The organism is Rhodococcus sp. WB1 (assembly GCF_001700945.1).
In the GTDB taxonomy this organism is placed as follows: Bacteria; Actinomycetota; Actinomycetes; order Mycobacteriales; family Mycobacteriaceae; genus Rhodococcus; species Rhodococcus aetherivorans.
Genome location: NZ_CP015529.1, coordinates 2,495,268 through 2,521,069 on the forward strand (window position 1 = coordinate 2,495,268; position 25,802 = coordinate 2,521,069).

24 protein-coding genes are annotated in these 25,802 nt (G+C 72.3%); 7 read left to right on the plus strand and 17 right to left on the minus strand.

What is annotated here, in order from left to right; all coding sequences use genetic code 11:
* Positions 1–5 precede the first annotated feature (5 nt).
* From tatA to pafA, 4 genes are all read right to left on the minus strand, one after another.
* Positions 6–266 carry a Sec-independent protein translocase subunit TatA gene (gene tatA / locus A4U64_RS10985; protein ID WP_006945773.1) on the minus strand — a complete coding sequence of 87 codons (261 nt, stop codon included), beginning with the start codon at positions 264–266 and terminating at the stop codon, positions 6–8.
* Positions 267–361: 95 nt separating this feature from the next.
* Complete coding sequence (locus A4U64_RS10990) at positions 362–1,336, minus strand: helix-turn-helix transcriptional regulator (RefSeq protein WP_050035262.1); 975 nt, start codon at positions 1,334–1,336, stop codon at positions 362–364.
* Entirely contained in the window at positions 1,333–2,424 is a 1,092-nt protein-coding gene (locus tag A4U64_RS10995; protein ID WP_084648631.1) for a helix-turn-helix transcriptional regulator, read from the minus strand. Before A4U64_RS10995 ends, A4U64_RS10990 begins: the two co-directional genes overlap by 4 nt.
* Positions 2,425–2,490: 66 nt before the next feature.
* Positions 2,491–3,849, minus strand: a complete 1,359-nt coding sequence (gene pafA, locus A4U64_RS11000) for a Pup--protein ligase (protein WP_006931187.1) — start codon at positions 3,847–3,849, stop codon at positions 2,491–2,493.
* 31 nt (positions 3,850–3,880) lie between these two features.
* Here pafA and A4U64_RS11005 point away from each other — a divergent pair, with 31 nt between their 5' ends.
* A complete protein-coding gene (locus A4U64_RS11005) occupies positions 3,881–5,422 on the plus strand; it encodes a phosphatase PAP2 family protein (protein WP_050035260.1) in 1,542 nt (513 codons plus the stop codon).
* On the opposite strand, the gene prcA is transcribed toward A4U64_RS11005, so the two are convergent.
* The 6 genes from prcA to arc form a co-directional block, all read right to left on the minus strand.
* Entirely contained in the window at positions 5,410–6,189 is a 780-nt protein-coding gene (gene prcA, locus A4U64_RS11010; protein ID WP_006931185.1) for a proteasome subunit alpha, read from the minus strand. The two genes, A4U64_RS11005 and prcA, sit on opposite strands and share 13 nt — an antisense overlap.
* Positions 6,186–7,052, minus strand: a complete 867-nt coding sequence (gene prcB / locus A4U64_RS11015; RefSeq protein ID WP_006931184.1) for a proteasome subunit beta — start codon at positions 7,050–7,052, stop codon at positions 6,186–6,188. Before prcB ends, prcA begins: the two co-directional genes overlap by 4 nt.
* Positions 7,049–7,240 carry a ubiquitin-like protein Pup gene (locus A4U64_RS11020; RefSeq protein ID WP_003937722.1) on the minus strand — a complete coding sequence of 64 codons (192 nt, stop codon included), beginning with the start codon at positions 7,238–7,240 and terminating at the stop codon, positions 7,049–7,051. The genes prcB and A4U64_RS11020 overlap by 4 nt, the downstream gene beginning before the upstream one ends.
* Positions 7,241–7,378: 138 nt before the next feature.
* Entirely contained in the window at positions 7,379–8,872 is a 1,494-nt protein-coding gene (gene dop / locus A4U64_RS11025) for a depupylase/deamidase Dop (protein WP_065922551.1), read from the minus strand.
* Positions 8,873–8,882: 10 nt separating this feature from the next.
* Complete coding sequence (locus tag A4U64_RS11030) at positions 8,883–9,323, minus strand: nitroreductase family deazaflavin-dependent oxidoreductase (protein WP_050036364.1); 441 nt, start codon at positions 9,321–9,323, stop codon at positions 8,883–8,885.
* Between the two features lie 73 nt (positions 9,324–9,396).
* A complete protein-coding gene (arc, locus tag A4U64_RS11035) occupies positions 9,397–11,172 on the minus strand; it encodes a proteasome ATPase (RefSeq protein ID WP_029543755.1) in 1,776 nt (591 codons plus the stop codon).
* 174 nt (positions 11,173–11,346) lie between these two features.
* Between arc and A4U64_RS11040 the strand changes: the two genes are divergently transcribed.
* Entirely contained in the window at positions 11,347–11,820 is a 474-nt protein-coding gene (locus A4U64_RS11040) for a nuclear transport factor 2 family protein (protein WP_050035259.1), read from the plus strand.
* A 35-nt stretch (positions 11,821–11,855) separates the two neighbouring features.
* On the opposite strand, the gene A4U64_RS11045 is transcribed toward A4U64_RS11040, so the two are convergent.
* Positions 11,856–12,707, minus strand: a complete 852-nt coding sequence (locus tag A4U64_RS11045; protein ID WP_029543751.1) for a tRNA (adenine-N1)-methyltransferase — start codon at positions 12,705–12,707, stop codon at positions 11,856–11,858.
* A gap of 70 nt (positions 12,708–12,777) precedes the next feature.
* On the opposite strand from A4U64_RS11045, the gene A4U64_RS11050 reads away from it, so the two are divergent.
* The 3 genes from A4U64_RS11050 (at position 12,778) to A4U64_RS11060 (ending at position 16,364) form a co-directional block, all read left to right on the plus strand.
* Positions 12,778–13,659: a RecB family exonuclease gene (locus tag A4U64_RS11050; protein WP_006931176.1), complete on the plus strand. Its 882-nt coding sequence runs from the start codon at positions 12,778–12,780 to the stop codon at positions 13,657–13,659.
* Positions 13,656–14,477: a thioesterase family protein gene (locus A4U64_RS11055; protein ID WP_006931174.1), complete on the plus strand. Its 822-nt coding sequence runs from the start codon at positions 13,656–13,658 to the stop codon at positions 14,475–14,477. Before A4U64_RS11050 ends, A4U64_RS11055 begins: the two co-directional genes overlap by 4 nt.
* Before the next feature lie 90 nt (positions 14,478–14,567).
* Positions 14,568–16,364, plus strand: coding sequence for an alpha/beta fold hydrolase (locus A4U64_RS11060; protein WP_050035257.1), 1,797 nt, complete (start codon positions 14,568–14,570; stop codon positions 16,362–16,364).
* 22 nt (positions 16,365–16,386) lie between these two features.
* Here A4U64_RS11060 and hisG read toward each other — a convergent pair whose 3' ends face one another.
* The 6 genes from hisG to metH form a co-directional block, all read right to left on the minus strand.
* Positions 16,387–17,250, minus strand: coding sequence for an ATP phosphoribosyltransferase (gene hisG, locus A4U64_RS11065; RefSeq protein ID WP_006931171.1), 864 nt, complete (start codon positions 17,248–17,250; stop codon positions 16,387–16,389).
* 126 nt (positions 17,251–17,376) lie between these two features.
* Complete coding sequence (locus A4U64_RS11070; protein WP_003937712.1) at positions 17,377–17,640, minus strand: phosphoribosyl-ATP diphosphatase; 264 nt, start codon at positions 17,638–17,640, stop codon at positions 17,377–17,379.
* Between the two features lie 77 nt (positions 17,641–17,717).
* Positions 17,718–18,605: a pseudouridine synthase gene (locus A4U64_RS11075; protein ID WP_050036363.1), complete on the minus strand. Its 888-nt coding sequence runs from the start codon at positions 18,603–18,605 to the stop codon at positions 17,718–17,720.
* Positions 18,606–18,607: 2 nt separating this feature from the next.
* Positions 18,608–19,468, minus strand: a complete 861-nt coding sequence (gene trhO / locus A4U64_RS11080; RefSeq protein ID WP_006931162.1) for an oxygen-dependent tRNA uridine(34) hydroxylase TrhO — start codon at positions 19,466–19,468, stop codon at positions 18,608–18,610.
* A 1-nt stretch (position 19,469) separates the two neighbouring features.
* Positions 19,470–20,159: an HAD family hydrolase gene (locus A4U64_RS11085; protein ID WP_065922552.1), complete on the minus strand. Its 690-nt coding sequence runs from the start codon at positions 20,157–20,159 to the stop codon at positions 19,470–19,472.
* The gene (metH, locus tag A4U64_RS11090) at positions 20,152–23,721 is read right to left on the minus strand and encodes a methionine synthase (RefSeq protein ID WP_029543737.1); all 3,570 of its coding nucleotides are present in this window, start codon (positions 23,719–23,721) and stop codon (positions 20,152–20,154) included. The genes A4U64_RS11085 and metH overlap by 8 nt, the downstream gene beginning before the upstream one ends.
* Before the next feature lie 51 nt (positions 23,722–23,772).
* Here metH and A4U64_RS11095 point away from each other — a divergent pair, with 51 nt between their 5' ends.
* The gene (locus tag A4U64_RS11095) at positions 23,773–24,666 is read left to right on the plus strand and encodes a PAC2 family protein (RefSeq protein WP_006931159.1); all 894 of its coding nucleotides are present in this window, start codon (positions 23,773–23,775) and stop codon (positions 24,664–24,666) included.
* Positions 24,663–25,802, plus strand: a complete 1,140-nt coding sequence (locus A4U64_RS11100) for an MFS transporter (RefSeq protein WP_050035255.1) — start codon at positions 24,663–24,665, stop codon at positions 25,800–25,802. The genes A4U64_RS11095 and A4U64_RS11100 overlap by 4 nt, the downstream gene beginning before the upstream one ends.

The following is a 25,802-nucleotide window of genomic DNA, read 5'->3' on the forward strand; positions in this document are numbered from 1 at the left end:
TACGGTCAGGCCGAACGTGATTCGGGCTGCGGCGTCTGCGGCTGCGGCTCCACGGGGGCCGGGGCCGGCTGGGCCGGCGGCAACGGGCTCGGAGCCTGCTGCTGCGCGGGGCGCGCGTCGTCGTTCTGCATCTCCTTGACCTCGCTCTTGAAGATGCGCAGCGACCGGCCGAGACCGCGGGCCGCGTCGGGCAGCTTCTTCGAACCGAACAGGATGATCACGACGATCGCGACGATGGCCCAGTGCCAGGGGCTCATTGCACCCATTATCAACCTCCACTGATCTGCTGGCGTCGATGCTACCGGACCGACCCTGCACCGGCGCGCCGCACAGGGGCGTTCACGACGAGTTCGGAGCAGGTTCACAGCCCGTTCCCGGCGGGGGCGTCGTACGCGGCCAGGGCGGCCTGCGCCCGGTCCCGCACCGCCGCGACCAGCTCCGGCGGACCCAGCACACTGACCCCCGCGCCGAGGCCGACGGTCAACCGCGCCATCCAGTCCAGCGACGCGTAGTGCATCACCGCGTCGATGACCCCGTCGTCGTGCACCCGCACGTCGGTCAGCGGGTAGTAGTCGAGCAGCCACCCGTAGCCGGGGTCGATCCGCAGCCGGGCCGCCGGCAGCGTCGGGTCGCCGGCGAACAGGTCGAGGTGGTCGTCCTCGCGCAGCGCCCGTTCGGGCGGGTCCGCCGGTTCGTCGAGTTCGGTGGCGGCGTCGATGCGGTCGAACCGGAACAGCCGCACCCCTTCGGCGGCCCGGCACCAGGCCTGCAGGTAGGTGTGTTCGCCGACCAGCACGATCCGGATCGGATCGACGTCGCGTTCGGACACCGCATCGCGGGAGGCCGAGTAGTAGGTCAGGTGCAGCACCCGGCGGTGCTGCACCGCCGAGCGCACGGTCGCCGCGACCGGATCCTCGGCGACGGGCTGCGCGGGGGCGGGCGTGCGGTCGGCGGCGGCCGCGGTGCCGGCGGCGGCCTCGATCTTCGCGATCGCCCCGAGCGCCGCGGTGGGGTCGACCACGCCGGGCATCTCCACCAGCGACCGCAACGCCACCAGCAGCGCCGTGGCCTCGGTGGACGTCAGCCGCAACGGCCGGTCGATCCCGGCGGTGAAGGTGACGACGATGCTGTCCTCGGAGAACGAGAGGTCGATCAGGTCGCCGGGACCGTAGCCGGGCAGCCCGCACACCCACAGCTGGTTCAGGTCGTCCATGATCTGCTTCGGGGTGACCCCGAGATCGCGGGCGGCCTCGGCGGCGCTGATCCCCGGATGGGCCGTGAAGTACGGCACCAGGTTCAGCAGCCGGGTCAACCGCCCGGACAGTCGTGTGCTCATCGGCTCTCCCCCCGGTCGGCACCGCCACCGCTGTTCGAGACGGCACCGCCGCCGCTGTTCGAGACGGCACCGCCGCCGCTGTTCGAGACGGCACCGACGGTGGCCGTCGTGGTGGTGGCCAGCACCCGGGTGAGGATGCGGCGCACCTCCGCGCGCAGTTCCGGCGGGTCGAGCACCAGCGCGTCGGCGCCCTGCCCGGCGATCACCCGCCCGATCCACTCCCACGACCGCACCGGCACGTCGAGGACGGTGCCGGGACGGTCGCCGACCGCGCGGCGCTCGTGCTCGGTGCCGAGCCGGCGCAGTTCGAACGCGCGCCCGTCCGCGACCCATACGCGGGCATGCCCGGTCACGTCGCCGGAGGTGGTGGCGGTCAGGGCGTGTGCCCGCAGGTCCACCCCGTCGGGGATCCGCACGGCCCCGGCGGGGCCGAACGCGGTGACGTCGTCGTCGATGCGGGAGAGCCGGAAGGTGCGCGGCGCCCCCCGGTCCCGGTCGAACCCCACCAGGTACCAGCGGCCGTGCACGGTGACCACGCCCCACGGTTCGACGGTGCGCTCGGTCCACGGGTCGGTCGGGGAACTGCGGTGCCGGAAGCGCACCGCGCGGCGCGTGTCGACGGCGGCGAGCACCTGCCCCAGCACCGGCTCGGAGCCGCGGCTGCGGGTCGGCATCGCGGTGATCGCGCCCGCCGGGTCGGCATCGACCTGCACCCCCGCGGCGCGCAGCTTGAGCAGCGCGCCCTGCGCCGCGGAGGTGAGCTCCGGCGACTCCCACAGCGCCGCCGCCACCGCGACGGCGGCCGCCTCGGCGCTGGTCAGCTCGATCTCGGGCAGTTCGTAGGCGTCGCGGTTGATGCGGTAGCCCTCGACGGTGGAGAACCGCGACGGCATGCCGGTCTCGAGCGGGATGCCCAGGTCGCGCAGCTCGTTCTTGTCGCGTTCGAACATGCGGCTGAACGCTTCGTCGCTGCCCGATTCGTCGTATCCGGCGACGGAGGCGCGGATCTTCTCGGCGGTGAGGAACTGGCGGGTGGACAGCAGGCAGATGACCAGGTTCACCAGCCGCTCGACTTTGGAATTCGCCACGCGGTGCAGCCTAATCCCCCGCCCGCCGGCCGACCCGGTTACCGGACGCGGACGACCCGCGGCACGCTACATCGAGGCGATGAGCCGTTCGACGCGCTCGTCGACGGAGCGGAACGGGTCCTTGCACAGCACCGTGCGCTGCGCCTGGTCGTTGAGCTTGAGGTGCACCCAGTCCACGGTGAAGTCCCGGCCGGCGTCCTGCGCGGCGGCGATGAAGTCGCCGCGCAGCTTCGCCCGGGTGGTCTGCGGCGGGGTGTGCACGGCCGCGTCGACGGACTCGTCGTCGGTCAGCCGCGCCGCCAGCCCCTTGCGCTGGAGCAGATCGAACACCCCGCGCCCGCGCTTGATGTCGTGGTACGCCAGATCCAGCTGGGCGATCTTCGGGTCGGACAGCTCCAGGTCGTAGCGGTCCTGGTAGCGCTGGAACAACTTGCGTTTGATCACCCAGTCGATCTCGGTGTCCACCTTCGCGAAGTCCTGCGACTCGACCGCGTCGAGCACCCGGCCCCACAGATCCACCACCTGCTCGACGTGCGGATCGGGTTCGCGGGTGCGCAGGTACTCCACCGCCCGGCCGTGGTACTCGCGCTGGATGTCGAGGGCGCTGGCCTGCCGGCCCCCGGCCAGGCGCACCGGCCGCCGCCCGGTCAGGTCGTGGCTGACCTCCCGGATGGCCCGGATCGGGTTGTCGAGGGCGAAGTCGCGGAACGCCACGCCGGCCTCGATCATCTCGAGCACCAGCGACGCGGAGCCGACCTTGAGCATCGTGGTGGGCTCGGACATGTTCGAGTCGCCGACGATCACGTGCAGCCGCCGGTACTTCTCGGCGTCGGCGTGCGGCTCGTCGCGGGTGTTGATGATCGGCCGGGACCGGGTGGTCGCCGACGACACGCCCTCCCAGATGTGCTCGGCGCGCTGCGACAGGCAGTAGGTCGCGGCCTTGGGGGTCTGCAGCACCTTCCCGGCGCCGCAGATCAGCTGCCGCGTCACCAGGAACGGCAGCAGCACGTCCGAGATGCGGGAGAACTCCCCGGCCCGCACCACGAGGTAGTTCTCGTGGCAGCCGTAGGAGTTGCCGGCCGAGTCGGTGTTGTTCTTGAACAGGTAGATGTCGCCGCCGATGCCTTCCTCGGCGAGGCGCTGTTCGGCGTCGATCAGCAATTCCTCGAGCACCCGCTCCCCGGCGTGGTCGTGCTCGACGAGCTGGAGGAGGTCGTCGCACTCGGCGGTCGCGTACTCCGGGTGCGAACCCACGTCCAGGTACAGGCGCGCCCCGTTGCGGAGGAACACGTTCGAGCTGCGGCCCCAGGACACCACCCGACGGAACAGATACCGGGCGACCTCGTCGGGGCTCAGCCGCCGGTGCCCGTGGAAGGTGCACGTGACGCCGAACTCCGTCTCGATGCCCATGATTCGTCGCTGCACACTTCGACAGTACCGCGCGGAACCACCGAGCATGAGCCGCAACGAGATTACGGTTGTACCCGTGATCTTCGCTCCCGCCCCGCTGACGCGCCTGGACCGGTCCCTGTTCGCCGGCAGCGCCGCCCTGCGTCCCTCCCCCGCCGACCCCGTGCTGCGGGGCCTGAGCCGCGCCGCCGACCACGGTCGGCTGTGGATGAGCTGCGCGGCGGCGTGCGCCGCGATCGGCGGCCGGCCCCGCCGCGGCGCCGTCCGCGGCATGCTGGCGCTGGCCGGGGCCAGTGCCCTGGCCAACGGGGTGCTCAAGCCGCTGCTGCCGCGCCGCCGGCCCCCGGCCCGGCAGGACGGCCCGCTGCGCCGCTCGCTGCCGACGCCGCGCTCGTCGTCGTTCCCGTCCGGGCATTCGGCGTCGGCGGCGGCGTTCACCACCGGGATGGCCCTCGAATCCCCGGTGACGGGGGCGTTGCTCGCGCCGGTGGCCGCGGCGGTCGCCTACTCCCGGGTGCACACCGGGGTGCACTGGCCGGCCGACGTGGTCACCGGCGTCGCCGTCGGTGCGGCGGTGGCCCTGGCCACGCGCCGCTGGTGGGCGGTGCGCCCCGACGAGCCCGCCCGGCTGGGCCCGCCCGGCCCGGCCCCGGCCCTGCCGCAGGGCCGGGACCTGCTGGTGCTGGTCAACCCCGGCGCCGGCCGCGACGACGACGCGGGCGTGATCGCGGCGGCGCTGCCCCAGGCACGGGTGGTCACCCTCGACCCGGACGAGGAGTTCACCGCCCAGCTGGACCGGTTCGTCGCCGAGCACACCCCCGCAGCGCTCGGCGTCCACGGCGGGGACGGCACCGTGCGAGCCGCGGCGAGCGCGGCCGTCGCGCACGGGCTGCCGCTGGCGGTGTTCCCGGGCGGCACCCTGAACCACTTCGCCCGCGACGCCGGGCTGCTCGACCTGGAGCAGACCGTGCGCGCGGTCGAGCGGGGGCAGGCGCTGCGGGTCGACCTCGGCCGGGTGTGGGTGGACGGCACCGGCCCGGACGGTACCGACCGGTCCGGCCCGGACGGTGCCGACCGGGGTGGACACGTGTTCGTCAACACCGCCAGCGTGGGCGGCTATCCGGACTCGGTGCGGCTGCGTGAGCGGTGGGAGCCGAGGATCGGCAAGTGGCCGGCCGCGGCGGCGGCGCTGGCCGCGGTCCTCGCGACCGCGAGCCCGCTGCGGGTGTCGCTGGACGGGGTGCCCACCGCGGTGTGGTTGCTGTTCGTCGGCAGCGGCCGGTACGCGCCGGACGACCGGGTGCCGATGTCACGGCCCCGCATCGACACCGGCACCCTGGACGTGCGGTATCTGCGGGCCGACCTGCACTGGTCGCGGACCCGGCTGCTCGCGGCCGCGGTCACCGGCAGCCTCGCCGGATCCCCGATCCACGTGCGGCGCGAAGCGCCGGCGCTGTCGGTGCGGGTGCGCAGCGGCCGGGTCGCCCTGGCCACCGACGGTGAGGTGCTCGCCGAGGGCGCGCTGTTCGAGTTCCGCAGCGTCCCCGGCGAGCTCACCCTCTACCGGCCCCTCGATCAGGAACCCTGAACGGGCCCCGACCCGTCCGGCCCGGTGGTGCCGGTGTCGTCGCCGGACCGCTCGCCGGTGCCGGGCAGCAACTGGTCGAGCGCGGCGCCGGTGATGCGGCGGAACGCGCGACGAGGGCGCGGCTTCTCGAGCACCGCCACCTCGAGCTCGGCGCGGCCGAGCACCCGGGTGCCGATCTCGGCCCCGGCGGCGGGCACCTGCTGCAGCGCCTGCACCGCGACCTGCACCGCCTCGGCGAGGGACAGACCCGGCCGGTACGACTCGCGCAGGGCGGTGGCGATGGGTTCGGTGTGCCCGCCCATCACCACGAACTGCGGTTCGTCGACGATCGAGCCGTCGTAGGTGATGCGATACAGCTGCGCGGTGTCGGCGGAGTCGGCGCGGCCGACCTCGGCGACGCAGATCTCCACCTCGTACGGCTTGGGCTGCTCGGTGAAGATGGTGCCCAGGGTCTGCGCGTACGCGTTGGCCAGCGACCGCACGGTCACGTCGCGCCGGTCGTAGGAGTAGCCGCGCATGTCGGCGTGCACGATCCCGGCGCGCCGCAGGTTCTCGAACTCGTTGTACTTGCCGACCGCGGCGAACCCGATGCGGTCGTAGAGCTCGCTGACCTTGTGCAGCGCCTTCGACGGGTTCTCGGCAACGAACACCACCCCGTCGGCGTAGATCAGCACGACCACGCTGCGGCCCCGCGCGATGCCCTTGCGCGCCAGTTCCGAGCGATCGCGCATGATCTGCTCGGCGGACGCATAGTACGGCAGCGTCACTGCGCACCTCCCTGCCCGTGCTCGGCGACGGTGCGGTCCGCGACCACGGTGCGGGCCAGCGCCGACAAGGTCTGCTCCGGCACCTCGGTGGCGCCGTCGGCGGTGATGACCACCGCGGTGGGATAGATGCCGCGGGTGGTGTCCGGGCCGCCGGTGGCGGTGTCGTCGTCGGCCGCGTCGTAGAGCGCCTCGACGACGGTGCGCAGCGCGGCCGCCTCGTCGGCGTCGGCGCGGTAGAGCTTCTTCAGCGACGACTTGGCGAACAGCGATCCCGAGCCCACCGCGTGGTAGCCGGCGCGCTCCTCGTAGCGGCCCCCGACCACGTCGTAGGACACGATCCGGCCGGCGCGCTGCGGTTCCGGGGCCTCGAGGTCGTAGCCGACCAGCAGCGGCACCACCGCCAGGCCCTGCATCGCGGCCCCGAGGTTGCCGCGCACCATCGACGACAGCCGGTTGGCCTTGCCGTCGAAGGTCAGCGGCACACCCTCGATCTTCTCGTAGTGTTCGAGCTCGACCGCGAACAGGCGCACGAGTTCGATGGCCAGGCCGGCGGTGCCGGCGATACCGGCCGCGGAGTAGCTGTCGGTGACGAACACCTTCTCCACGTCGCGGCTGGCGACCATGTTGCCCATGGTGGCGCGCCGGTCACCGGCGATGAGCACGCCGCCGGCGAACGTCACGGCGACGATCGTGGTGCCGTGCGGGGCGATGTCCGCGTCGGCGCCCCGCAGCCCGGGACGGTTCTCCGGCAGCAGTTCCGGCGCATGCATGCGCAGGTGGTCGGAGAACGAGGACAGCGGGGAACCGAACGGCATGCGCGGCGGGTGGACGGGGAACGGGATCGGCGAACGCTCCGCTGTCACTGGCCGCCCTTCTGCACGTACGCACGCACGAAGTCCTCGGCGTTCTCCTCGAGCACGTCGTCGATCTCGTCGAGCAGGTCGTCGGTCTCGGCCGCGAGCTTCTCGCGTCGTTCCTGACCGGCACCGCCGTCGCCGACGACCTCGTCGTCGTCGCCTCCGCCACCGCGTGTGGTCCGCTCCTGAGCCATAGCGGTCGACCTCCTCGTTCGTTCGTGGGGCCCGCTCCGGCCTCGGCCGGTGCGAGCTCCGACTGCTCGGACCTCCACCCTACCGAGCAGATGCGACACTCCGCGCGACTACGCGCGTGTCGCGCCCGCCCGGACGGGTCAGCTGGTCAGTTCGTCGACCAGTTGGGCCGCCGAATCCACCGAGTCGAGCAGCTTGCCGACGTGCGCGCGGCTGCCCCGCAGCGGCTCGAGGGTGGGGATGCGCACCAGGGATTCGCCGCCGAGGTCGAAGATCACCGAGTCCCAGCTGGCGGCGGCGATGTCGGCGCCGAACCGGCGCAGGCACTCGCCGCGGAAGAACGCGCGGGTGTCCGACGGCGGGGTGTGCACCGCGTCGAGCACATCCTGCTCGGCGACCAGGCGCTCCATCGAGCCGCGGGCGACGAGCCGGTTGTACAGGCCCTTGTCCAGCCGCACGTCGGAGTACTGCAGGTCCACCAGGTGCAGCCGCGGCGCCGACCACGCCAGGCCCTCCCGGTTCCGGAAGCCCTCGAGCAGGCGCAGCTTGGCCGGCCAGTCCAGCAGGTGCGCGCACTCCATGGGGTCGCGTTCGAGCAGGTCGAGGATTATCGCCCACTTGTCGAGGATGTCGCGCACCCGCTTGTCGTCGGTGCCGTCGTGGAACTTCGCGACGCGCTCGTGGTAGATCCGCTGCAACGCCAGGCCGGTCAGCTCACGGCCGTCGGTCAGGGCGACGGTCTTGCGCAGCGTGGGGTCGTGGCTGATGTGGTGCACGGCGGTGACCGGCCGGGCCAGCTGCAGGTCCGACAGGTCCACCCCGGCCTCGATCAGGTCCAGCACCAGCGCAGTGGTGCCGACCTTGAGGTAGGTCGACATCTCGGCGAGGTTGGCGTCGCCGATGATCACGTGCAGGCGTCGGTACTTGTCGGCGTCGGCGTGCGGCTCGTCGCGGGTGTTGATGATGCCGCGTTTGAGGGTGGTCTCGAGCCCGACCTCGACCTCGATGTAGTCGGCGCGCTGGGACAGCTGGAATCCGGCCTCGTCGCCGGACTGGCCGATGCCGACCCGGCCGGAACCGGTGATCACCTGCCGGGAGACGAAGAACGGGGTCAGCCCGGCCACCACCGCCGAGAACGGGGTGTCGCGGGCCATGAGGTAGTTCTCGTGGGTGCCGTACGAGGCACCCTTGCCGTCGACGTTGTTCTTGTACAGCTGCAGGCGCGGCGCGCCGGGCACGCTCGAGGCGTGCCGGGCGGCGGCCTCCATCACCCGTTCGCCGGCCTTGTCCCAGATCACCGCGTCGAGGGGGTCGGTGACCTCCGGCGCCGAGTATTCGGGGTGGGCGTGGTCGACGTACAGCCGGGCGCCGTTGGTGAGGATCATGTTGGCGGCGCCGACCTCGTCGGCGTCGATGACGGGGGCCGGACCGTTGAAGCGGCCCAGGTCGAATCCGCGGGCGTCGCGCAGTGGGGATTCGACCTCGTAGTCCCAGCGGGTGCGCTTGGCGCGCGGCACCCCCTCGGCGGCCGCGTACGCCAGGACCGCCTGGGTGGACGTGAGGATCGGGTTCGCTGTGGGCTCGTTGGGTGAGGAGATCCCGTACTCGACCTCGATGCCGATGATCCGCTGCATGACGTCGAGATTAGGTGATCGGTGCCGGTCCGGCCGGGCCGGGCGGGGCGGGCGGACCGGGGCGGGCGGCGGACGGGGCGACGGCGGCGTCGAGATACTCGACCGAGCCGGTCGCGCGCAGGACCGTGCGGACGCCGGGCGGCGCCCACCGCACGGCCGGGTCGCGGCCGAGCACGGGGTCGACGAGGTCGATGCGGCGGCCGCGGGTGTGCAGGGTGCAGCCGCCGGCGGCGAGGACGTTGCGCACCCAGTCGGTGCGGGGGCCGTAGGTCAGGGCGATGCGGTAGCCGCCGTCGCGACCGAACACCAGCACCGGGGTGCGGTAGCGGCGCCCGGAACGCCGGCCGCGGTGCTCGATCACCGCCGTCAGCGGTAGGTGTCCGGCCACCGGCCGGGCGAGCCGGTTGGTGACGACCCTGTTGAACCGGGCCAGGGCGCGGGGCAGCGGCACGGTCAGCCTCCTGCCGGTCGCGTCGCACGCCGGTGGGGCCGCCGCGGGACGCGGCGACCCCACCGGCGCGGCGTCACAGGTACTGGCCCGTGTTCGACTCGGTGTCGATCGCCCGGCTGGCGCTGGCGTTCTTGCCGGTGACCAGGGTGCGGATGTAGACGATGCGTTCGCCCTTCTTGCCGGAGATCCGGGCCCAGTCGTCCGGGTTGGTGGTGTTGGGCAGGTCCTCGTTCTCGGCGAACTCGTCGACGATGGAGTCGAGCAGGTGCTGCACCCGCAGACCGGGCGCGCCGGTCTCGAGTACCGACTTGATCGCGTACTTCTTGGCGCGGTCGACGATGTTCTGGATCATCGCGCCGGAGTTGAAGTCCTTGAAGTACAGGACCTCCTTGTCGCCGTTGGCGTACGTCACCTCGAGGAAGCGGTTCTCCTCGCTCTCGGCGTACATCCGGTCGACGACCCGTTCGATCATGGCGCGCACGCACGCCCCGCGGTGCCCGCCGAACTCGGCGAGGTCGTCGGCGTGCACCGGCAGTCCCTCGGTGAGGTACTTGGAGAAGATGTCCAGCGCCGCCTCGGCGTCGGGCCGCTCGATCTTGATCTTCACATCGAGTCGGCCGGGCCGCAGGATCGCCGGGTCGATCATGTCCTCGCGGTTGGACGCGCCGATCACGATGACGTTCTCGAGACCCTCGACGCCGTCGATCTCGGACAGCAGCTGCGGCACCACCGTGGTCTCGACATCCGACGACACACCGGAGCCGCGGGTGCGGAAGATCGAGTCCATCTCGTCGAAGAACACGATCACCGGCGTGCCTTCGGAGGCCTTCTCGCGGGCCCGCTGGAAGATCAGCCGAATGTGGCGTTCGGTCTCGCCGACGAACTTGTTGAGCAGCTCGGGGCCCTTGATGTTGAGGAAGTAGGACTTCGCTTCCTTCGAATCCTCGCCGCGGGCCTCGGCGATCTTCTTGGCCAGCGAGTTGGCGACGGCCTTGGCGATGAGGGTCTTGCCGCAGCCGGGCGGGCCGTACAGCAGCACGCCCTTGGGCGGGCGCAGCGCGTACTCACGGAACAGGTCCTTGTGCAGGAACGGCAGTTCCACCGCGTCGCGGATCTGCTCGATCTGCCGGCCGAGGCCACCGATGTCGTTGTAGTCGACGTCGGGAACCTCCTCGAGGACGAGGTCCTCGACCTCGGCCTTGGGGATGCGCTCGAAGGCGTAGCCGGCCTTGCTGTCGACCAGCAGCGAATCACCCGGCCGCAGCTTGAACGACGGCTCGGCGTCCTCGCTCACCTCGACGGTGCCGGCCGCCGCGGCGGCCGCGGCGGCGAGCGGCGCGGCCAGCCACACGATGCGCTCCTCGTCGGCGTGTCCGACGACGAGGGCGCGGGTGCCGTCGTCGAGGACCTCGCGCAGGGTGGTGATCTCTCCGACCCGCTCGAATCCGCCGGCTTCGACGACGGTCAGCGCCTCGTTCAACCGGACCGTCTGGCCGGAGACGAAACCATCGGGTTCGAGGTTCGGGGACACCGTGACCCGCATCTTGCGGCCGGAGGTGAACACGTCCACGGTCTGATCGTCGTAGATGCCGAGCAGCACCCCGTAGCCGCTGGGGGGCTGACCGAGCCGGTCGACTTCCTCGCGCAGGGTGATCAGCTGCTGGCGCGCCTCCTTGAGCGTGTCCATCAGCTTGCCGTTGCGCACGGTCAGGGAGTCGATCCGGGCCTCGAGGTCACGGACCTGTTCGGACGGTTCGACGAGCCGCCGCCGCAGGGCGGTCGCCTCGGCGCGCAGCGCTTCGAGTTCTTGTGCCGCCGCAACCGAATCCGGGTTCTCTGTCGAGCTCATGTGCGACTCCCTCCACTATCGGTCTTTCCACGCTACCGGCAGACGGCCGACTGTGTGGTGCGACGCGAAATCGGCATGCTGCGAATGCGTGTCGGACTCCTCACGGCCGCGGGCCCGAATCCCCGATACCGATGTTAGCCTTGCCTTTCTCTCTGCCGGGTCGAAAGGATTCCCGTGACCACTCGCACCAGACGGGCCGCTGCCGCCGTCGCCGTCGCCGCACTGACCGCGCTGCCCGCCTGCGCCGCCGACGACTCCGCCGGTGGGTCGCCCACATCCTCCGCCGCGACGACGTCCGCGGCCGACCCCGCCGCCGCGGCAACCGAGGGCGAGCTCGAAGCGGTACTGACGACGTTCTTCGACCCGGCGGTGTCGGCGGCGGACAAGGCCGTGGTGGTCGAGGACGGCGACGACCGAGGCGCGCTGCTCGAGCAGTTCAACGGGGTGCTCGCCGGCTACCCGCTCACCGCCGACGTCGAGTCCGTGAACGCCGTCGACGACGACACGGTCTCGGCAACCGTGCAGGTCACCGGTCCGCACGGCGGCGCCCCGATGCCGCTGACGTTCGAGCGGGAGGACGGCACCTGGCGGCTGGCGGACGAGAGCACCTGCCAGGTCCTGGCGATGGGGTCGCTGAACTGCTCGTGACCGGGGCGGCTCGGCCGCCGTGCGGACCGGAGCGGTCAGCCCTTGCTGGGCCGGCGCTGCGGCTTCGGTGTGACGGTGCCCTCGGCGAGGCGGCGGGCGCTGACCAGGAACGCGGTGTGCCCCTGCATCCGATGCTCCGGACGCACGGCCAGGCCGACCACGTGCCAGCCGCGCACCATCGACTCCCACGACCGCGGTTCGGTCCAGCAGGTCTGCTCACGCAGCGCCTCGACCACCTTCGACAGCTGAGTCACCGTCGCCACGTACACGATCAGCACCCCACCAGGTACCAGCGCCTTCGCCACCGTCGGCAGCGCGTCCCAGGGGGCCAGCATGTCCAGCACCACCCGGTCGACCGGACCGTGCCGGTCGAGGTCGTAGTCCGCGACGTCGCCCACCGTGAGATCCCAGTTCCCGGGACGCTCCCCGAAGAACGTCTCGACGTTGCGCACCGCGTGCTCGGCGTGGTCGTCGCGCACCTCGTAGGAGATCACCCGGCCGGTCGGCCCCACGGCCCGCAGCAGCGAACAGGTCAGCGCACCCGAACCGGCGCCCGCCTCGAGCACCCGGGCGCCGGGGAACACGTCGCCCTCGTGCACGATCTGCGCGGCGTCCTTGGGGTAGATCACCTGCGCCCCGCGCGGCATGGACAGCACGTAATCGGTCAGCAGCGGCCGCAGCGCCAGGTAGGGGGTGCCGTTGGTGGAGGTGACGACGCTGCCCTCGTCCGTGCCGATGAGCGCGTCGTGCAGGATGCCGCCGCGGTGGGTGTGGAACTCCTTGCCCGCCTCGAGCACCACCGTGTACTTGCGGCCCTTGGCGTCGGTGAGCTGCACCCGGTCACCGACCTCGAACGGTCCGCTGCGCCCGAGTCCACCTGCTGCCATCGCCGTATCCACCTTCGTCCGCTCCGCCGGTACCGACACCGTGTCGGTCCCGGGCCATACCCTGCCAGGTGTGAGCACAGCCGCGACGACGCCCCCCACCGACGACCGGCCCGCGGCCCCGCGGACGCCAGCGCTGTCGCCGTCGCGCGCCGCCGACTTCAAACGCTGTCCGCTGCTGTACCGGTTCCGGGCGATCGACCGGATCCCCGAGGTCCCGTCGCGGGCCCAGCTGCGCGGCAGCGTCGTCCACGCAGCCCTCGAGGCGTTGTTCGCGCTGCCGGCCGCCGAGCGGCGGCCCGGACCCGCCGGCGAGCTGGTGGCACCGGCGTGGCAGCGGCTGCTCGAGGAGGCACCCGACCTCGCCGACGTGATCGGCCCGGGCGAGCGCGACCGGTTCCTCACCGAGGCCCGCGCCCTCGTCGCCCGCTACTTCGCACTCGAGGATCCCACCGGGTTCACCCCGCAAGCGTGCGAGCTGCGCGTGGAAACCGAACTGGACGACGGGCTGCGGCTGCGGGGCTTCGTCGACCGGATCGACATCTCCCCCCAGGGGCTGGTGCGCGTGGTCGACTACAAGACCGGCCGGGCACCCCGCGAGACCGGCGAGGCGGCGGCGCTGTTCCAGCTGAAGTTCTACGCGCTGATGGTGCTGCGCACCCGCGGGGTGGTGCCGGCGCGGCTGCGGCTGCTGTACCTGGCGGACGGACAGGTGCTCGACTACACCCCCGACGGGGACGAACTGCGCCGCTTCGAGGGCACCGTGCGCGCCCTCTGGGCGGCCGTGCGCACCGCGACCGACGCACGGGACTTCCAGCCCAACCCGGGGCCGCTGTGCCGGTGGTGCGATCATCGGGTGCGGTGCCCGGCATTCGGCGGCACCGCCCCGCCCTATCCGGGCCGGCCGGACGAGCCCGCCGGCGCGGCCCGTCCAGAGGAGGAAACGAGCGAGTGAGCGACGCGGCGTACTTCGTGCCGATCGACGGCGGCCCCGGCGACGGGGGCACTGCCGTCGAACGGTTTCGGCCCACCGCCCATACGGTCAGCACGTGGGCACCGACGATGCAGCACGGCGCCCCGCCGTCGGCGCTGCTGGCCCGCGCCCTCGAACGCTGCGGCCGCCGCCCCGACGCCCGACTGACCCGCATCTGCGTCGAACTGCTCGGCCCGGTGCCGCTGACCGAGATCGAGGTCCGCACCCGCATCGACCGCCCCGGCCGCAAGGTCGAACTCGTCGTCGCCGAGCTGTGGGCCGCCGGCCCGGACGGCACCCCCCGAGCGGTGGCCCGTGGCACCGCCTGGCGCATGCAGACCGCCGACCTGCCCGAGGTCGCCCACGCCGCGGACGCGCCGCTGCCGCCGCCGGCGCAGGGCGTCGTCGAACACCCCGGCTCGGCGTTCTGGCAGACCGGATTCGTGCGCACCCTGGACTGGCGCACGATCACCCCGATCGGGGCGCCGGGGCCGTCGGCGGCGTGGCTGCGCACCGACCTGGCGCTCGTCGAGGGCGAGGCCCCGACCCCGGTCGAGCGGCTGTTCACCGTCGCCGATGTCGCCAACGGCGTCGGTTCCAAACTCGACCCCGCCGTCTGGACCTTCCTCAACACCGACCTGACGGTGCACCTGTTCCGGGAACCGGTCGGCGAGTGGGTCGGCATCAGCGCCGAGACGTCCACCGGCCCGGACGGGGTGGGCATGACCGCCGGGGTGCTGTACGACGAGGACGGCGCCGTCGGACGGATCGCGCAAACCGTGCAGGTCCGCCCCCGCTGACCCCGCCGCGGGCACCGATCACCGGGCGGGCGCCGGCGGACCGTGCCACACTCGACCGGACATTTCGGTCGGCACCAAGGGGAGGACGACATGCCCGCGACCGGTCCCCACCGCAGAGCCCGCGCCGCCACCGCCGCGCTGCGCACGGCACCGTGGTGGACGTCCGTGCTCCTCGGACTCGTCTGCCTGCTGCTCGGCCTGCTGCTCACGACGAGACCGCTGACCTCACTGTCCGCGCTGGGCCTGCTCATCGGCCTGGCCGCGATCACCGCCGGCACCGCCGACCTGCTCGCCGCGTACCGCTCCCACGCCGGGGCGGTGGCGACCGCCACCGCCCTCGCCTGGATCGGGTTCGGCATCGCCGTCCTCGCCTGGCTCGGCCGGGCCCTGGATCTGCTCGCCCCCGCCGTCGCGCTCGCCCTCGTCGTCGGCGGCGCCCTGCGTCTGGTCCGCGCCGCCCGCGGCGACCTCGACGAGCGACTCACCACCGCAGTCCTCGGCCTCGCCGACATCGTGTTCGGTGTCCTCGCCTGGCGCTGGCCCGACGTCACGGTCCTCGTCGTCGCCTTCCTGTTCGGCATCCGCACCGTGTTCTTTGGCCTCGCCCGCATCGGCGACGGACTCGCCGCCCTCGACGACCGCACCCCCGGACCCACCCCGACGGCGCCCCGCCGCACCCCGGCCCGGTACCGGCGACCGGCCGTGGCGGTTCTCGCGCTGCTCGTGGCCGTCGCCGCAGCCGGCGTGGCGGTCCGCCTGCGCGCCGGCTCCCCCGTCGTCGACGCGTTCTACACCGCACCGCACCGGATGCCCGATCATCCCGGCGCGCTGCTGCGCGCCGAACCGTTCACCCGCGCCGTCCCCGACGGCGCCGAGGCCTGGCGCATCCTCTACACCACCACCCGCGACGACGACCAGCCCGCCGTGGCCAGCGCCCTGGTCGTGGTCGCGAAGAACGCCCCGCCCGGACCTCGACCGGTGATCGCCTGGGCCCACGGGACCACCGGTTTCGCCGAACCCTGTGCGCCCACCCTCCTCGACGACCCGCTCGGCGCCGGCGCCCTGCCCGCCGAGTCCGCGCTCCTCGACCGCGGCTGGGCCCTGGTGGCCACCGACTACGTCGGCCTGGGCACCGCAGGCCCGCACCCGTACCTGATCGGGCAGGGCGAAGGACGCTCGGTGCTCGACGCTGTGCGTGCGGCCCACCACCTCGACCACTTCGACCTCGCCGACCGCACCGTCGTCTGGGGGCACTCCCAGGGCGGGCACGCGGCCCTGTGGGCGGGGCTGCTCGCCCCCACCTACGCCCCGGACACACCCGTCGCCGGGATCGCCGCGATGGCCCCCGCCAGCGACACCGTCGCGCTGACCACCGGACTCGACACCGTTCCCGGCGGCAGCGTGTTCGCCTCGTACGTCCTCGCCGCCTACACCGCGGTCTACGACGACGTCGACGGCGACACCTACGTCGGGCCCGCCGCCCGCACCCTCGTGCGCGAGATGGCGACAAGGTGCCTGTCCGAACCCGCCGTCTACGTCTCGGTCCTGTCGGCACTCTCGCTCAGTCGCGACCGGTCCGTGCTGCGCACCGACCCCACCACCGGACCCCTCGGCCGCCGCCTCGCGGAGAACGTCCCCACCGGCACGACGGCCGTGCCCGTCCTGCTCGCGCAGGGCGCCACCGATTCCCTCGTCACCGCCGCCGTGCAGGACGGCTACGTGCGCGACCGCTGCGCCGAGAACTGGGCCCTGGACTACCGCAGCTATCCCGGCCGGGACCACCTCGGGCTCGTCGCCGAGGACTCCCCGCTCGTACCCGAACTACTCACCTGGACCGAACAGCGTCTCGCCGGCATCGCCGCCCCCGGCACCTGCCCCGGGCGCTGACGCGCCGGACGCTCGGCCGCGGCTACTCGGCGCCGCGCATCGCGCGGCACGACCGGATGTCCGTTGCCAGGATCGCCCGCGCCCCGATCTCGGCGAGCCGATCCATCACCGCGTTGTGACCCTTGCGCGGCACCATCGCCCGCACCGCCACCGACGAGTCGTCGGCGAGCGGTGAGATCGTCGGCGACTCCAGACCGGGAGTGATCTGCACCGCCTCGTCGAGAACCGGCTTGGGGCAGTCGTAGTCGAGCATCACGTACTGCTGCGCGAACACCACGCCCTCGATGCGGGCGACGAGCTGGTTGCGCGCCGAATCGCCGCGGCTCGCGCCCTCCTGCTCGATCAGCACGCCCTCCGAGTCGCACAGCGACTCCCCGAACGCCACCAGATCGTGCTGGCGCAGCGTCCGGCCGGAGCCGACGACGTCGGCGATCGCGTCGGCCACCCCCAGCTGAATGGAGATCTCCACCGCGCCGTCGAGGCGGATGACCGTCGCCTCGATCCCCCGCGCCGTCAGATCACGGCGGACCAGGTTGGGGTACGACGTCGCGATCCGCAGGCCGGCGAGGTCCTCGATCTTCCAGTCCCGGCCCTTCGGCGCCGCGTAGCGGAAGGAGGAGTACCCGAACCCCAGAGCGAGCCGCTCGGTGACCGGCGCCGCCGAATCCAGCGCCAGGTCACGGCCGGTGATGCCCAGATCGAGCTCGCCGGAACCGACGTAGATGGCGATGTCCTTCGGGCGCAGGAAGAAGAACTCGACGTCGTTGACCGGGTCGATAACGGTCAGGTCGCGCGAGTCGGTGCGGCGCCGGTATCCGGCCTCGCGCAGGATTTCGGCGGCGGACTCGGACAGCGAGCCCTTGTTCGGAACTGCGACGCGCAGCATGGACGGTCCTTTCGGCAACGGTGCGAAGAGCAGGGAAGGAAAATGCGGAAGGTCTCGCGGGCACGACGGCCGGCCCCGGGGCGGCTGCCCGACGGCGAGCCGTCACACATGCCCGACGGCGAGCCGTCACAGATGCTTGTAGACGTCCTCGAGCTTCAGACCCCGCCCGACCATCAGCACCTGCACCCAGTACAGCAACTGCGAAATCTCCTCCGCCAGCTGCTCGTCGCTCTGGTACTCGGCGGCGATCCACACCTCGCCGGCCTCCTCGATCACCTTCTTGCCCTGTGCATGGACGCCGGCGTCCAGGGCGGCAACGGTGCCGGACCCCTCGGGACGGGTGACGGCACGCTCGGACAGCTCGGCGAACAGGGAATCGAAGGTCTTCACGGGGGTTCATTGTTTCATGACCGCGGCGTGCTCCCGCACCCAGTGCCGCGACCGCCCCGGGCGCCCGGCCCGGACCGTCAGAACTCGAGGGCGAGGCCGCTGTCGAACCGGCGGCGCCGCCCGGTGCGCGGATCGTCGAACTCGACGGTCCGCGCCAGCAACCGCAGCGGATCCGAGAAATCGTCCGGCGCGCGGCGCCGGAACCGCGGATAGAAGTTGTCCCCGACGATCGGCGCCCCCAGCGAGCTCAGGTGCAGCCGCAGCTGATGGGTGCGCCCGGTCCGCGGATGCAGCCGGTACCGGGCCAGGTCCCCGCGCCGCTCGAGCAGCTCGATCCGCGTCTCGGAGTTCGGCTCGCCGGGCTCCTCCACGGCCGTGAGCTCGCCGTGCCGCTTACGGATCCGGCTGCGCACCGTGCGGGGGAACTCGAGTCCCGGCCGGTACGGGGCGATCGCCTCGTACACCTTGCGCACCCGCTGCCGCTCGAACAGCTGCTGGTACGGCCCCCGCAATCCCGGATCGGTGGTGCACAGCAGCACGCCCGCCGTCATCCGGTCCAGACGGTGCACCGGAACCAGGTCCGGCAGCCCGAGTTCCCGGCGCAGCCGCACCACCACCGTCTCCCGGATGTGCGCGCCCCGCGGGATCGTCGCCAGGAAGTGCGGCTTGTCCACGACGAGGAGCCCCTCGTCGCGGTGCAGGACCGTCACCGGGAACGGCACCGGCACCTCCGGCGGCGGCTCCCGGTAGAAGTACACGAACCGGCCCGGCTGGTACCGGGTCTGCGCGGTCACCGGCCGGCCGTGCTCGTCGACGAGCTCACCGGCCGCGACGTGGCGGTGCCAGTCCTCGCCGGGCTCGGCGCCGCGCAGGAACCCGAGGATCGTGGGGGCGGGATCGGTGACGGGCAGCCGCAGCCGGTCCGGGCCGAGACCGTCGCGTACCGGCAGCGGCGACGCAGCCACCGTCAGGGCCCGACCGGGTCCGGCACGCACGCCTCGCACACCAGGCTCAGCTCCCGGCCGTTGACGTCCGGGTGGTTGCGGTAGCGCGAGGTCGGCGCCCGGCACAGCGTGCACCGGCCCAACACCGCCGCCGCGTCCGAGAACTCGACGTTCGTGCGGCCGTCGAAGACGTACAGCGAACCCTCCCACAGCCCGTCGTCGCCGAACGTCTCCCCGTACCGGACGATGCCGCCGTCGAGCTGATACACCTGCTCGAACCCGCGGTTGCGCATCAACGCGGACAGCACCTCGCAGCGCACCCCGCCCGTGCAGTAGGTCACCACCGGACGTGACTTGAGGTGGTCGTAGCGGCCGCTGTCGAGCACCGACACGAACTCGCGCGTGGTCCCCACATCCGGCACGACCGCCCCGCGGAACCGGCCGATCTCCGCCTCGAACGCGTTGCGCCCGTCGAAGAACACCACCTCGTCGCCGCGCTCGCCGATCAGCTCGTGCAGCCCGTGCGGCGACAGGTGCACCCCACCGCCGACCACCCCGTGCTCGTCGACCTTCAGCTCGTGCGGCGCCCCGAAGGTCACGATCTCCGGCCGTACCCGCACCGACAGGCGCGGAAAATCCCGCCCGGTGCCGTCCGACCACTTGATGTCGGCGTCGGCGAACGGCGCGTACGCGCGGGTGCCGCGCACGTACCGCTTGACGTCGGCGATGTCGCCCCCGACGGTGGCGTTGATGCCGTGCTCGGAGATCAGGATGCGACCGGTGAGATCGTTCGACGCCGCCAGGGTGTGCTGCCACAAGCGGATCGCCTCCGGATCGGCCAGCGGCGTGAACCGGTAGAACAACACGATCTTCGGGATCGCCACCTCAGCACGCCCCCGGCAGGTGCAGCGCGTGCAGGTCCGCGACGGTCAGCCCGTCCAGGGTCTCGCGGAACACCCGCCGCGGCGAGGTCGGCACCTCCGTCAGCGACGGCACCACCAGCACCGTGCAGCCCGCGGCCTCCGCCGCCGCCGCCCCGGTGGGCGAGTCCTCCACCGCCAGGCACTGCGCCGGCTCGAGCCCCAGCAGCTGCGCCGCCCGCAGGTACGGAGCCGGATCCGGCTTGCCGGCCGGCACCTCGTCGCCGCACACCGAATGGTCGAAGTGCTCGCGCCCGAGCGTGTCCAGGGCGAACTCGCACAACGTCCGGTCGGTGTTGGTGACCAGCGCCGACCCGAGCCCGGCGGCGCGCACGGCCCCCAGCGTCCGACGCGCCCCGGGCCGCCACGGCAGCCCCTGCGCGAACAGCTCCCCCATGCGCCCGTACAGCCACGTCTTCGCCGCGGCCAGGGCGTCGGGATCCGGTTCGAGGTCCAGCGACGCGAACACCGTCCGCAATGCGAACGCGCTCGACGCCCCGATCGTCGCCCGCCGTGTCTCGTCCGCCATCGGCCCGCCCAGGCGCAGCGACAGCTCCCGGATCCCGATGTCCCACAGCGTTTCCGATTCGAGCAGGGTGCCGTCCATGTCCCACAGGACGGCCCGCAGCGTCGACGTGGTCACCGCACTAGACATTGAAGTACTTCGCCTCCGGGTGATGCAGGACGAACGCGTCGGTGGACTGCTCCGGATGCAGCTGCAGCTCCTCCGACAGCTCCACCCCGATCCGGCCCGGTTCGAGCAGCTCGACCAGCTTGACGCGGTCCTCGAGATTCGGGCACGCCCCGTACCCGAACGCGAACCGCGCCCCGCGGTAGCCGAGCTTGAAGAACTCGGCCACGTCCGCCGGATCCTCCTCGGCCAGGGTGTGGCCGCCGGCGAGCACCAGCTCCTCTCGGACCCGCCGATGCCAGTACTCGGCCAGCGCCTCGGTCAGCTGCACACCGATGCCGTGCACCTCCAGATAGTCCCGGTAGGAGTTCGACGCGAACAACTCGTTCGCGAAGTCCGCGATCGGCTGCCCCATCGTCACCAGCTGGAACGGCAGCACGTCCACCTGCCCCTCGGCCCGCGCATCCGCCCGCGACCGCACGAAGTCGGCGATGCACAGGAACCGGCCGCGCTGCTGCCGCGGATACGTGAACCGGTAGCGCTCGGCGGCATCCGGATGCGGCTCCGCCAGCACCACCACGTCGTCGCCCTCCGACACCGCCGGGAAGTACCCGTACACCACCGCAGCGTGCGCCAGGATCCCCTCGGTGGACAGCCGGTCCAGCCAGTACCGCAGCCGCGGCCGGCCCTCGGTCTCCACCAGCTCCTCGTAGGTGGGCCCGTCCCCGGTGCGCTGCCCGCGCAGCCCCCACTGCCCCAGGAACAGCGCCCGCTCGTCGATCAGGCCGGCGTAGTCGGCCAGCGCCACCCCCTTGACCACCCGGGTGCCCCAGAACGGCGGGGTGGGCACCTCGAGGTCGGCGGCCACATCGGAGCGCTCCGGGACCTCGACCGGCGTCTCGGCGGCCTTGCGCTTCTCCGCGATCCGCCGCGACCGCTCGTGCCGGGCCTTGCGCTCGGCGGCCTTCTCCCGCGCCGCGATCGCCTCCGGGCTGTCCGCCGCCGGGCCCTCGCCGCGCTTGACGGCCATGACCCGGTCCATCAGATGCAGGCCCTCGAACGCATCACGCGCGTAGGACACCTGACCCTCGTAGATCTCGGCCAGGTCGTTCTCCACGTAGGAGCGGGTCAGCGCGGCACCCCCGAGCAGCACCGGGAACCGCTCCGCCACCCCGCGATGGTTGAGCTCCTCGAGGTTCTCCTTCATCACCACGGTCGACTTCACCAACAGCCCGGACATGCCGATCACGTCGGCGTTCTTGTCCACCGCCGCGTCCAGGATCGTCGCGATCGGCTGCTTGATGCCGAGGTTGACCACCTCGTAGCCGTTGTTGCTCAAGATGATGTCGACGAGGTTCTTGCCGATGTCGTGCACGTCGCCCTTGACGGTGGCCAGCACGATCCGGCCCTTGCCCTCGTCGCCGGTGGACTCCATGTGCGGCTCGAGATGCGCGACCGCCGCCTTCATCACCTCGGCGGACTGCAACACGAACGGCAGCTGCATCTGCCCCGAGCCGAACAGCTCCCCGACCGTCTTCATCCCCGACAGCAGCGTGTCGTTGATGATCGCCAACGGCGGGGTCGTCTGCATCGCCTCGTCCAGATCCGCCTCGAGCCCGTTGCGCTCGCCGTCGACGATCCGCCGCTCGAGCCGCTCGAACAGCGGCAGCGCGGCCAGCTCCTGCGCGCGGGACTCCCGCGACGACGCCGCCGACACCCCCTCGAACAGCGCCATCAGCTTCTGCAGCGGGTCGTAGCCCTCGCGCCGCCGGTCGTACACCAGATCCAGCGCCGTCTCGCGCTGCTCGTCCGGGATCCGCGCCATCGGCAGGATCTTCGACGCGTGCACGATCGCCGTGTCCAGCCCCGCCTGCACACACTCGTGCAGGAACACCGAGTTCAGCACCTGCCGCGCCGCGGGGTTCAGGCCGAACGACACATTCGAGATGCCCAGGGTGAAGTGCACCCGCGGATGCCGCCGCTTGATCTCGCGGATCGCCTCGATCGTCTCGATGGCGTCCCGGCGGACCTCCTCCTGACCGGTGGAGATCGGGAACGTCAGGGCGTCGACGATGATGTCCTCCTCGCCGAGCCCCCACCTGCCGGTCAGATCCGCGATCAGCCGCTCGGCGATGCGCACCTTGTGCTCGGCGGTGCGGGCCTGGCCCTCCTCGTCGATGGTCAACGCCACCACCGCGGCGCCGTGCTCGACGACGTGCTCCATGATCCGCTCGAACCGCGAACCGGGGCCGTCGCCGTCCTCGTAGTTCACCGAGTTCACCGCGCACCGGCCCCCGAGATGCTCGAGGCCGGCCCGGATCACGTCCGGCTCCGTCGAGTCGATCATGATCGGCAACGTCGACGCCGTCGCCAGCCGGCCCGCCAGGTCCGCCATGTCGACGGCGCCGTCGCGGCCCACGTAGTCCACGTTCAGATCCAGCAGGTGCGCGCCGTCGCGGATCTGGTCCTTCGCGATGTCCAGGCACTTCTGGTGGTCCCCGGCGAGCATCGCCTCCCGGAACGCCTTCGACCCGTTCGAATTGGTGCGCTCCCCGATCATCAGGATCGACGAGTCCTGCTCGAACGGCACCGCCGAGTACAGCGACGACACGCCCGGCTCCGGCCGGGGGCCGCGCTCGGCGCGCTCGGTCGCGTGCACCGCCTCGGCGACCTGCCGGATGTGCTCGGGGGTGGTGCCGCAGCAGCCGCCGACCAGCGCCAGACCGAACTCGGCGACGAATCCGCTCAGCGCCTCCGCCAGCTCTTCCGGCGTCAACGGGTACTCGGCGCCGTTCGCTCCCAGCACCGGCAGGCCCGCGTTCGGCATCACCGACACCGGCAACCGGGCGTGCTTGGACAGATGCCGCAGGTGCTCGCTCATCTCCTCCGGGCCGGTCGCACAGTTCAGCCCGATCAGATCGATGCCCAGGGGTTCGAGCGCCGTCAGGGCCGCCCCGATCTCGCTGCCGAGCAGCATCGTGCCGGTCGTCTCCATCGTCACGTGGGTGACGATCGGGATGCGCCGGCCCGCCCGCTCCATCGCGCGGCGGCTGCCGACGATCGCGGCCTTCGCCTGCAGCAGGTCCTGACAGGTTTCGACGAGGATGGCGTCGGCGCCGCCGTCGAGCATGCCCAGCGCCGACTCGGTGTAGGCGTCGCGCAGCGTGGCGAACGGGGCGTGACCGAGGGTGGGCAGCTTCGTGCCCGGACCCATCGAGCCGAGCACGAACCGGCCCATGCCGTCCGGGCCGGGACCCATCTCGTCGGCCACCTCCCGGGCCAGGCGGGCGCCGCGTTCGGACAGGTCACGGATGCGATCGGCGATGTCGTAGTCGGCGAGATTGGGCAGGTTGCAGCCGAAGGTGTTGGTGGAGACGGCATCCGCCCCGGCCTCGAAGTACGCCCGGTGGATCCCCCGGATGACGTCGGGCCGGGAGTCGTTGAGAATCTCGTTGCACCCCTCGAGGCCGCGGAAGTCGTCCAGACTCAGATCCGCGGCCTGCAACATCGTGCCCATCGCCCCGTCTCCCACGACAACGCGCTGCGAAAGCGCATCGAGCAAGGCAGAGTGCAATGGGGTGGACATGCGTTCCAGACTAGTGGGCGGCCCGTCCGGCTCTCGCCGTAGGCTGGACAGGTGAGTGCAAGCGAGTTCGCCGAGACCCCGGAACCGGACGTGCCGACCCTGCGTGACCCGGTGCTGGTCGCCGCGTTCGAAGGGTGGAACGACGCCGGGGACGCGGCCAGCGGCGCCGTCGAACACCTCGAGCTCATCTGGGACGCCGAACCGTTCGCCGAACTGGACTCCGAGGACTACTACGACTACCAGGTCAACCGCCCCATGGTGCGTCTCGTCGACGGCGTCACCCGCGAGATCGAATGGCCCGCCACCCGCCTGTCGGTGTGCTCACCCCCCGGCAGCGACCGCGACGTGGTGCTGCTGCGCGGCATCGAACCCAACATGCGCTGGCGCAGCTTCTGCGACGCCATCATCGAGCTCGCCGACGAGATCGGCGTGCACACCGTCGTCATCCTCGGCGCCCTGCTCGCCGACACCCCGCACACCCGGCCCGTCCCCGTCACCGGCACCGCCTACAGCACCGACGCCGCCAAACGCTTCAACCTGGAAGGCTCCCGGTACGAGGGCCCCACCGGCATCGCCGGGGTCCTGCAGGACGCGTGTGTCCGCGCCGGCGTGCCCGCCGTGTCGTTCTGGGCCGCCGTCCCCCACTACGTGTCGCAACCCCCCAACCCCAAGGCCACCGTCGCGCTGCTGCGCCGTGTCGAGGACGTCCTCGACCTCGAGGTGCCTCTCGGCGAACTGCCGATCCTCGCCGAGGAGTGGGAACAGACCGTCACCGCGATGACGGAGGACGACGAGGAGATCGCCGAATACGTGCGGGCCCTCGAGGAACGCGGCGACGCCGAATCCGACATCTCCGACGTCATCGCCAAGATCGACGGCGACGCCCTCGCCGCCGAATTCGAACGCTACCTGCGGCGACGGGGCCCCGGCGGCTTCACCCAGTGAGCGCGGCACGCGCCTCGCTGCAGCGTGCCGCCCTCTACGCCGGAGGATTCCTCGGACCCTTCGGCGGTGGAGTCGTGGCGTCCGTGCTGCCGGAGATCGGCGCGGCCACCGGCGTGAGCGCCGGCGCGGCCGCGAGCACGCTCACCGCGTACCTCGGGCCGTTCGCGCTGACCATGCTCGTCTCCGGCACCCTCGGGGCACGGTGGGGACGGGTCCGCACCGTCCGCACGGCGTACATCGCGTACACCTGCGCGTCGCTGGCGTCCGCGCTCGCCCCCACCCTCGGGCTGCTGCTCGCGTCCCGCGCGTTGCAGGGCGTGGCCAACGCCTTCACCACCCCGCTGCTGCTCGCCGCGCTCGCCGCGATCGTGCCGCGGGCGCGGCTGGGCCGCGCCCTGGGCCTGTTCGGGGCGATGCAGGCCGCCGGGCAGACCTCGGCCCCGCTCGTCGGGGGCCTGGCCGCCGAGGTCGACTGGCGGTGGGCGTTCGTCGTGATCGCCGCCGCCGCCGCCGTCCTCGCCGTGATCGGGCTGCCCGAACAGCTGACCGCCCCCACCGGAGAGCCGCCGCCGCGGCTGCGCGACGCGCTGCGCCCCGACGTGTTGCGCATCGGTGTCGTCGCACTGCTCGGCTGGGGCGCCCTCGGCGGCCTGAACTTCCTGCTCGCCTTCCGCGCCGAGGACGTCTTCGGCCTGACCCCCACCCAGCGGGGCCTGCTCCTGACCGGATTCGGGGTCGCCGGCATCCTCACCGCCCGCCGCGTCGGCACCCTCATCGACCGCATCGGCGCCCGCCGCACCGTCCTGCTCGGCGCACTCGCCGGCGCCGCCCTCGTCGTCGTCGCCGGCACCGCCGGACTGCTGTGGCTGGTCGCGGCCGCCTGGTTCGTCGCCGGCATCGCCTCGCAGTGCGTGCTCGTCGGTGTCAACGCCGCGGTCCTCGGCGCCCGGGGCCGCAACCGCGGCGGCGCCGTCTCCGTGGTGCAGGCCTTCCGGTTCTCCGGCGGCGCCGTCGCCCCGCTGGCGCTGACGCCGCTCTATGCCGCGGCGCCGGTCGCGAGCTTCGTCGTGCCCGCCCTCGTGCTCGCCGTCGTCGCCCCGCTGGCGATGCCACGCCGCGACACCGCCCCCGGCTGA

Bases quoted from the DNA above. Each gene is read 5' to 3' on its own strand.
- tatA (WP_006945773.1), bottom strand. From the start codon at position 266: ATGGGTGCAATGAGCCCCTGGCACTGGGCCATCGTCGCGATCGTCGTG.
- A4U64_RS10990 (WP_050035262.1), bottom strand. From the start codon at position 1,336: ATGAGCACACGACTGTCCGGGCGGTTGACCCGGCTGCTGAACCTGGTG.
- A4U64_RS11005 (WP_050035260.1), top strand. From the start codon at position 3,881: ATGAGCCGCAACGAGATTACGGTTGTACCCGTGATCTTCGCTCCCGCC.
- A4U64_RS11020 (WP_003937722.1), bottom strand. From the start codon at position 7,240: ATGGCTCAGGAGCGGACCACACGCGGTGGCGGAGGCGACGACGACGAG.
- dop (WP_065922551.1), bottom strand. From the start codon at position 8,872: ATGCAGCGGATCATCGGCATCGAGGTCGAGTACGGGATCTCCTCACCC.
- arc (WP_029543755.1), bottom strand. From the start codon at position 11,172: ATGAGCTCGACAGAGAACCCGGATTCGGTTGCGGCGGCACAAGAACTC.
- A4U64_RS11045 (WP_029543751.1), bottom strand. From the start codon at position 12,707: ATGGCAGCAGGTGGACTCGGGCGCAGCGGACCGTTCGAGGTCGGTGAC.
- A4U64_RS11060 (WP_050035257.1), top strand. From the start codon at position 14,568: ATGCCCGCGACCGGTCCCCACCGCAGAGCCCGCGCCGCCACCGCCGCG.
- hisG (WP_006931171.1), bottom strand. From the start codon at position 17,250: ATGCTGCGCGTCGCAGTTCCGAACAAGGGCTCGCTGTCCGAGTCCGCC.
- A4U64_RS11085 (WP_065922552.1), bottom strand. From the start codon at position 20,159: ATGTCTAGTGCGGTGACCACGTCGACGCTGCGGGCCGTCCTGTGGGAC.
- metH (WP_029543737.1), bottom strand. From the start codon at position 23,721: ATGTCCACCCCATTGCACTCTGCCTTGCTCGATGCGCTTTCGCAGCGC.